This window comes from Candidatus Endomicrobiellum agilis (assembly GCF_020328115.1).
In the GTDB taxonomy this organism is placed as follows: Bacteria; Elusimicrobiota; Endomicrobiia; order Endomicrobiales; family Endomicrobiaceae; genus Endomicrobiellum; species Endomicrobiellum agilis.
On sequence record NZ_JAIXMW010000014.1, the window covers coordinates 1 to 8,410 of the forward strand.

The 8,410-nt window shown below is 34.6% G+C and carries 6 protein-coding genes and 1 pseudogene; 5 read left to right on the top strand and 2 right to left on the bottom strand.

Annotated elements, in window-relative coordinates; translation table 11 throughout:
* Positions 1-1,076 precede the first annotated feature (1,076 nt).
* Together glgP and LE179_RS06285 are read left to right on the top strand one after the other, a co-directional pair.
* The gene (gene glgP, locus LE179_RS06280; RefSeq protein ID WP_374129523.1) at positions 1,077-3,659 is read left to right on the top strand and encodes an alpha-glucan family phosphorylase; all 2,583 of its coding nucleotides are present in this window, start codon (positions 1,077-1,079) and stop codon (positions 3,657-3,659) included.
* A gap of 13 nt (positions 3,660-3,672) precedes the next feature.
* Positions 3,673-4,314, top strand: coding sequence for an HAD family hydrolase (locus tag LE179_RS06285; RefSeq protein ID WP_374129524.1), 642 nt, complete (start codon positions 3,673-3,675; stop codon positions 4,312-4,314).
* 70 nt (positions 4,315-4,384) lie between these two features.
* On the opposite strand, the gene LE179_RS06290 is transcribed toward LE179_RS06285, so the two are convergent.
* Together LE179_RS06290 and LE179_RS06295 are read right to left on the bottom strand one after the other, a co-directional pair.
* Positions 4,385-4,837 (bottom strand): hypothetical protein, encoded by a 453-nt coding sequence (locus LE179_RS06290; RefSeq protein WP_374129525.1) that lies wholly within the window; start codon positions 4,835-4,837, stop codon positions 4,385-4,387.
* A gap of 40 nt (positions 4,838-4,877) precedes the next feature.
* Entirely contained in the window at positions 4,878-5,321 is a 444-nt protein-coding gene (locus LE179_RS06295) for a cytidine/deoxycytidylate deaminase family protein (protein ID WP_374129526.1), read from the bottom strand.
* A gap of 433 nt (positions 5,322-5,754) precedes the next feature.
* On the opposite strand from LE179_RS06295, the gene glmU reads away from it, so the two are divergent.
* The 3 genes and pseudogenes from glmU to LE179_RS06310 form a co-directional block, all read left to right on the top strand.
* Positions 5,755-7,116 (top strand): bifunctional UDP-N-acetylglucosamine diphosphorylase/glucosamine-1-phosphate N-acetyltransferase GlmU, encoded by a 1,362-nt coding sequence (glmU, locus tag LE179_RS06300; RefSeq protein ID WP_374129527.1) that lies wholly within the window; start codon positions 5,755-5,757, stop codon positions 7,114-7,116.
* A gap of 47 nt (positions 7,117-7,163) precedes the next feature.
* Positions 7,164-8,096: a ribose-phosphate diphosphokinase gene (locus LE179_RS06305; RefSeq protein WP_374129528.1), complete on the top strand. Its 933-nt coding sequence runs from the start codon at positions 7,164-7,166 to the stop codon at positions 8,094-8,096.
* 36 nt (positions 8,097-8,132) lie between these two features.
* Positions 8,133-8,410, top strand: a pseudogene (locus LE179_RS06310) (50S ribosomal protein L25); the annotation flags it as partial.

Consider the following 8,410-nt stretch of genomic DNA (forward strand, 5'->3'; position numbering starts at 1 on the left):
CCACACCTAAGGTAGGGTTTTCTATAATTTGCTGTACTGGTCCTCCTACATTAAGCTCACCAACATAATTCTCATTTGTTTTACCTGCGACTATTTTACCACCAGTAGATGATTTTATATAAAGATCTAAAGTATCAGAATTATTCCGAAAAATTATTAAAGAAACTCCATCTAAAGTACCAATCTTTTTATAATTATTTTTTAATATCTTATAGTTTGCCGCAACAGGGTTATTAGAATTCTTTATGACAATACTATCCGTGGCTCTATTAAATTCAATTATCTGTATTAACTCATTAACATTGAAAGAAAGTATACTACTATACTTAGGACTCGCAGAAGAGGAGGCAGAACTTTCAGTACCAGTACCTCCGGTATTACCAGGATTGGATTGGATTGGATTGGATTTGGATCAGAACTGCCAGGATTATAAGACCCGGGACCAGCAGGATTACTACTAGGTGCCCTGCCTGATAGCACGCTACCATTTTTACCGCTACCACAAGAAGTAAAACAAAACAGCACTAAAACAAATAAAACAAACACAAACGACTTTTCCATATTCTATCTCCTGCTTAATATTTCAGAAACACTATAAAACCGTTTCTCAAAACCAGCAACTGTTATAAAAAAAACGACAACCAACCAAACTATCTAAATGTAGCGACAACAGGCTTTTTTAGAAAGATTCTTAAGCTAAAGAGTTCTCCAACATCCTATGGAGGTTAATTTATACAGAAAATTATATCATTTTGTAGCTATTTTACAAAAATAGATATTCTTTTTCAATATTATTTAGCAAGCCATAAACACCTAATGCCATTGCACCATACATATAACCTATACTCCCCTCTTTGAGATATAGAAAAACAAGTATACTTCTTTGAGTAAGGTCAGTATTATTTTTTTCGTTTTTGACAAATCTAAGAAAAGTTTAATACCATGGTAGTCACGGTTTAAAGTGTAGATTTTACAGATAAGATAAGTTAAGCAAAGCATATAGAGTAATTTTTGTAACCATCAAATATAAATACGTATAGTTTCCAATGTACAAACTTTGTATTAAAGGAGCTAGTATGGATTTAGATCTGTTTAATGAAAAGCAAGAAACTTATACAGCTAAAAACATAAAAACATTCGTAGGTGTGCCTAACCTTCCTGATAAATTAAATTCATTAATTACAATTGCTGATAATATGTGGTGGTGTTGGAACAGCGACGCATACGAGCTATTTAAAAGAGTGGACGTGTGTATGTGGGAAAAAACATACCATAATCCAAAAGCTATGTTTGATAGTATTAACCAAGAGAGGCTTGTTGAACTTTCTCAAGACGATAGTTTTATTTCGCATGTAGAAAGAGTAAAAAACGCTTTGGACAAGTATCTTGGCATGAACACATGGTATGCACAATACTGCTCTGACTACGCCAATCTGAAGTTTGCTTATTTTTCTACTGAATTTGCTATACATGAAAGTATTCCCATTTATTCTGGAGGTCTTGGCGTTTTGTCTGGAGATCACTTAAAATCTGCAAGTGATATGGGTCTTCCTCTTGTTGGTGTTGGCCTTTTGTATAAATATGGATACTTTAGGCAACGTTTGAGTTTTGACGGTTTGCAGCAGGAAGAATACATTGAAAACAATTTTCTCCATATGCCTCTTGATCTTATAAAAAATGACGATGGCAGCGAGCTAATAATTGATATTGATATCCTAAATCAAACAATCTATGCAAGAGCTTGGAAAATCAAGGTAGGTAGAATTCCTCTCTATCTTTTAGATACAGATATAGACAAAAATTCAAAAGATGCAAGAACTATCACCTGGCAATTGTATGGAGGTGATAGAGATATGCGCATTCGCCAAGAAATAGTTTTAGGAATAGGCGGCGCTAAGTTGCTTAAAGCTTTAAAAATAGATCCTGATGTTATACATATAAACGAAGGACATTCGGCTTTTTTATTGTTGGAAAAAATACGTCAACGCATGGAAAATGGTCTTTCTTTTGACGCGTCATTCCAGATTGTAAAAAGTAATTGTGTGTTTACTACGCATACGCCTGTCCCTGCAGGAAATGAAGTTTTTGCAAGCGATTTGTTTCTAAAATATTTTGAAGTTTTATGTCAAAAATTTGGCATATCAAAAGAACAACTTTTGCAGCTTGGAGAATTTTCTTTTAATCAAAGAGATTTCTCAATGACTATATTTGCACTGAAAACTTCAAACAAAGCAAACGGTGTCAGCCGTTTGCATGCTACTGTTGCCAGAGATATGTGGCAAGGTATATGGACTAATCTGCCGAAAAAGGAAGTCCCTATAACACACATAACGAATGGTGTTCATACAAACACTTGGATTTCAAATGAATTTTCAGACTTGTTTGACAGATATTTAGGAGAAGCCTGGAGGGATGAACCTGCAGACCAGACAATTTGGAATAGAGTAACTCACATACCAGATGCAGAAATATGGAGAGGACACGAAAGAAGAAGGGAGCGACTTGTTACTTTTGCAAGGTCTAGGCTTCGCAAACAGCTTGAAAGGAACGGAGCAACAAGAAAAATAATAAATCTTGCAGACGAGGTTTTAGATCCTGAAGCGTTGACCATAGGTTTTGCAAGAAGATTTGCATCTTATAAAAGAGGAAACTTAATATTTAAGGATTTAGATAGAATAAAAAAAATTCTTACAAACAAAGATTTTCCTGTACAAATAATAATGGCTGGTAAGGCCCACCCTCAGGATAGTATTGGTAAATCTATTATTCAAAATATAATTTCTTTGTCAAAAGATCCTGACTTAAGAAGAAAAGTAGTATTTTTGGAAGAGTATGATGTAAACGTTGCGCATTACCTTGTTCAAGGGGCAGATATTTGGCTTAACAACCCTCTAAGACCTGAAGAAGCTTCTGGTACAAGCGGAATGAAAGCAGCTGTAAACGGCGTATTAAATTTTAGTGTTCTTGATGGATGGTGGTGCGAAGGTTATAACGGTGGCAATGGTTGGGCTATAGGATCAATCAAACTCTATCCAGACAGAAATTGTCAGGATTTGGTTGAAAGCAGGGATATTTATGAAATACTGGAAAACGAAATCATACCTTTATTTTTTACAAGAGGACAAGATGGTATACCCAGAGGTTGGGCGCAAAAAATTAAGTTTTCAATGCAGACCCTGGGACCAGTGTTTAATACTAATAGAATGATAGAGGAGTATACAAAGAAATTTTATATCCCTACAGCTTTAGAGTACGCAAAATACAAAAAAGATAATTATGAGCCAGCTAAGACAAAAAGTGCATGGGTTAAGAGTATTTATGGCAATTGGAATGCTGTAAAGTTTATTTCAATGAGCGATAATATTTCAAGCGAAATGAGAGTTTCAAGTGAGATAACAGTGCAGGCAAAAGTTTATTTGGGTACTATTTCGCCAAATGATATAAGTGTTCAAATTTATAGTGGATTTGCCACTGATGAACAATCTATAAGCGAACCTACCATAGGTGTAATGAACCTTATTTCAAAAGATGGAGATAATTATATTTTTGAAGGAAAGATTCCTATTGACAAAGTCGGCAAATGTGCGTATAGTATACGCGCTTTACCTCAGTACGAAGGGGAAATCCAAGTATTGCCAGGATTAATAAAGTGGATATAGAGGATTTGAGATTATGGGTTTTGATTTTTTAATTTATGATTTAGACGGAACGCTTGTAGATTCTTTGGGTGACATTGCTTCTTCAGTTAATTCGGTAAGGAAAGATAACGGGTTTGACTATTTATCTTTAGAGCAAGTACGTTCTTATGTAGGAAGTGGAGTAAATGCTCTTATATCAAAAGCTATTCCTGGTAAAGACGAAAAATTTAAGCAAAACACTGTAGATAGTTTTAATTCTTATTACAAAAGACGCATGTTTGATACTACCGTCATGTTTAGTGGTGTAAAAGAAATGTTGGAATCTTTAAAAGATAAAAAGAAAGCTATCCTTACTAACAAAACCGAAGTTTACGCAAAAGATATAGTGAGAAACCTTGGAATTAGCGATTATTTTGTTGAAGTTTGGGGTGGCGACACTTTAGATATAAGAAAGCCCGATCCAAAAACAATTCTAGAATTAGCGAAAAACACAAAGTCTGACCTTTCAAAAACAGTTATGATTGGCGACAGTGCGAACGATTTTTTGGTAGCTAAAGCTGCTGGAGTTGCGTCTATTGCCGTTTCTTACGGATATTGCGATTTTGAGCAAATAGAGTTTTATAAGCCTGACTTTATAGTAAAAAAACCTCAAGAAATAGTAAGTATTGTGTTATAAGTTATAAATTGTATAGACAAATAAAAATAGACGGAGCTTAAAAAGCTACTCCGTCTATTTTTATTTATAACTACTTTTTCTTTTCGTTGTGTTTGTCAATTTTTGCTTTCTGTTTATGTATTTTTTTGCGTCCTTTATCGCTTGTTAAATAGTCTACTTTGTCGTGTACGATTTCGTCTTTTTTGGTTTCATAATCACTTACAAATTTTTGCAGTTTAGCAATTTTTTCTTTCTTCTTTTCTATCTTTTTGGCCAAAAGTTCTACGACATTCTTCTCTATATCTTTCTTTATAGCATCTTTTTTATCATCCGCAGCTTTTTCATACTTAGTTAACAAATCGTCTAGTTTTTTAATAGAGGCTTGATACGAAGGACAGCATGGACAACAGTGATGGCAATGAGAGCATGGAGTAAAGATAAAGGACCCCTCTTTAAATTTCCCTAATTGTTCTCCGGCTAGAGATAGTGTAGGAAATAAGAAAAGAAAAACACTACATAGCACCAATGTCAATTTTTTAACCATAAAAGCCTCCTTGGGTTATTCAAGCTCGGCTATCACGCATTTATAGAACTTGCGTTATAGAGAGATTGTTTAAATGCAAAGTAGAAAATTCTACTTTCGCTTCTGAGAAAAGTTCTTTGAAAGTATTATCGGGGTATTCTATGTTTGCGATAATTTTTTTTATTCCTGCATTTACTATCATTTTTGCACATAGTACGCAAGGAGAATGCGTGCAGTAAAGAGTTGATCCCTTGATATTCATTCCGTGATACCCGCCTTGAATAATTGCATTTTGCTCGGCGTGTATGGCCCTACATATTTCATGTCTTTGACCTGACGGTATGTTCATGGCATCCCTCAAGCATCCAAGAGACAAACAATCCCTTGTTGCGGAAGCTGCGCCGTTATAGCCTGTGGTAAGAATTCTTTTATCTCTTACAATAACAGCTCCAACATGATGGCGCCGACAGGTAGACCTTTCTGCAACAAGCCATGCCAATTTCATAAAGTATACATCCCATGAAGGGCGCTTATTTAGCGTAGCATCATCACCACAAATACGTTGATATTTGCTGCAATCTGTGCAATAAGGGCTATCACTTAATGTAGAATTCTTTATATTTGTCATACGACAATTTAACTAAAAATCCGTACTAGTGTCAATATCGTTATGGTCATGGAAATATTTAAAGATTTGCAATAATCTTTAAAAACAGCCTTAAATTCGCTTCCTCCATCAACCTAAATGTCTTTGATAGAAAAAGGCATCTCTTCCCCTTTTTATTTTACTAAAAAAAGAGACTTATCTATTTTGGCCTTAACAAGTCGATTTTGGGTTTTCCCAATAATTTTGTACAATCTATTTGTATGGCCTAAGACATTAAATTAAAGTATTCCCTTTAGAACAATTTTATAAAGGGATTTTTTTGGGTTTATTGATGAAAAATTTTTCAGCAATTATACTTGCCGCCGGTGCGGGAACTAGAATGAAATCCTCTTTACCTAAAGTGATGCATGCGCTTTCTGGCAAGCCTTTAATAAAGTGGGTTATAGATGCCGTTTCTTCTTTAAAGCCTGACAATATTGTTGTTGTGTTAGGCCATGAAGCAGATAAAGTTGAAGAATATTTAGCAAAAATAAATGTAAAGAACTTGAAGATTGTTTATCAAAAAGAGCAGCTTGGTTCCGCACATGCAGTTATGCAAGTACGGAAAGTTTTAAAAAGTTACGGCGGAAATATTTTGGTCTTAAGTGGAGATGTCCCTTTGATTGAAAAAAACACGCTTGCATTTTTAATAAAAGATAATCAAAAAGTTAATTCTTCGGTTGCTGTTTTAGCAGCTGAAGTTTCAGATCCGTTTGGATATGGTAGAATAGTAAAGAAAGATGGTTTTTTAGAAAAAATAGTTGAAGAAAAAGATGCAAATATTTTAGAAAAACGGATAAATCTGATAAATTCTGGTATATATTGTTTTGATAAAAATTTATGGAAAGCGCTCTCAAAAGTTAAGCCTAATAATGTGAAAAAAGAGTATTATATAACAGATACAATTGCAATACTTAAAGGTATGGGAAAAACTGCATCTTTGACTGTTACAAAAAACGAAAACGAAGTAAAGGGTATAAATAATAGATTAGAACTTTCTCAAGCGGAAACCCTATTAGAATACAAGAAAATAAAAGAACTTTTTGAAAATGGTGTAAGTATTATAGACGCAAACAACGTATATATTTCATATGATGCAAAAATAGGGCAGGATAGTGTTATATATCCAGGCGTTTTTATTGGCGAGAGCGTTATTATAGGCAAAAATTGCGTTTTGAAAGGCTCAAGCTATATAACGAATTCTAATATAGGTAGTGATAGCGTAATTTCTTATTCGTACATAAACGGAGCTATTATTGGAAAGAATGTTAAAGTTGGGCCTTTTTCTCATATAAGACCAGGATCAGTTTTAAAAGACAATGTAAAAGTAGGAAATTTTTCAGAAACGAAAAAGGCTATAATATCAAAGAATTCTAAAGTTAACCATCTTTCATATATAGGTGATGCTGAGATTGGCGAAGACGTAAATATAGGCGCTGGGACAATTACATGCAATTATGATGGATTAAATAAACATAAAACTATAATAGGGTCTAGATCTTTTGTGGGTTCTAATGTTAATTTTGTTGCACCTGTTAAAGTCGGAGAAAATGTTGTAATAGCAGCAGGCTCAACTGTAACCCGAGACGTGCCGTCTGGTAAACTTGCAATAGCAAGAGCAAGACAAGAGCTAAAGCGTAGAATAATAAAATAATAACAACCAGTTTTGAATAATATTATTGTTTTAAGGAAAGGGTGCATATGAAGCTTAAGATTGTTTCTGGTAACGCTAATTTAGATCTTGCAAAAAAGATCACTGAAAATATCGGCGTTGAGTTGAGCGAAGCAAAAGTCGGGCGTTTCAGTGATGGAGAAATTCAAGTAAAAATAGCTGATAATGTAAGAGGCGCAGATTGCTTTATAATTCAGCCTACATGCCCTTCAGTGAATGAAAATTTAATGGAGCTTTTGGTTCTTGCCGATGCTTTAAAGAGAGCTTCAGCAAGAAGAATTATTGCCGTTATCCCTTATTATGGTTATGCAAGACAAGATAGAAAGTCAGAACCTAGGGTACCAATTACTGCAAGACTTGTTGCAAATCTTTTGGCAACAGCTGGAGTTACAAGACTTTTAACAATGGATTTGCATGCCGACCAAATTCAAGGATTCTTTGATATTCCCGTTGATCATCTTTACGCTAAACCTATTTTGTCAAAATATTTTCAGGACAAGGATTTAAAAGATGTTGTTGTTGTTTCTCCCGACGCAGGCGGAGCAGATAGAGCAAGATCTTTTGCAAAGTTGATTCATGCGGGTTTGGTAATAGTAGATAAGAGAAGGCCTCGCCCTAACGAAGCTTCTATAATGAACATCATAGGAGAAGTGAAAGGAAAAACTTGCATAATAGTGGACGATTTGGTTGACACTGCAGGCACGCTTACTAAAGTTGCTGATGCAATAAAAGAAAAAGGTGCAGCAAGAGTTCTTGCTGCAGCTACGCATGGAGTTCTTTCTGGACAATCAAAGCAAAGAGTTCAAAATTCAGCTTTAGAAGAGCTTGTGATAACTGACACTATTCCACTGTCAAAAGAAGGCCCAAATGAGAAGATTGTTGTATTAAGTGTAGGGCCAATTTTAGCGGAAGCTATAAAGAGAATTTCAAACGACGAGTCAATAAGCGCTTTGTTTTTATAAAAATAAACTACTGTTGTATAACAATGGAGGATTTGAATGAATGAAGTAATTTTAGATGTTGAACTAAGAACAATCGGCTCTAAGGGAAGTCTTTCTTCTTTGAAAAAAGAAGGAAAAGTGCCTGCAGTATTTTATGGAAAAAACTTTAAACCTGAATCTATATCCGTTAATGCTAAAGCTTTTGCTTCAACGATAGAGGCAAACGGAGCCAACGTAATTATAGATTTAAACTTTAAAGATGGTAAAAGATCGGCTATTATAAAAGAGATTCAGAGAGACGTTTTGACACAAATTCCTATTCACATAGATTTTCG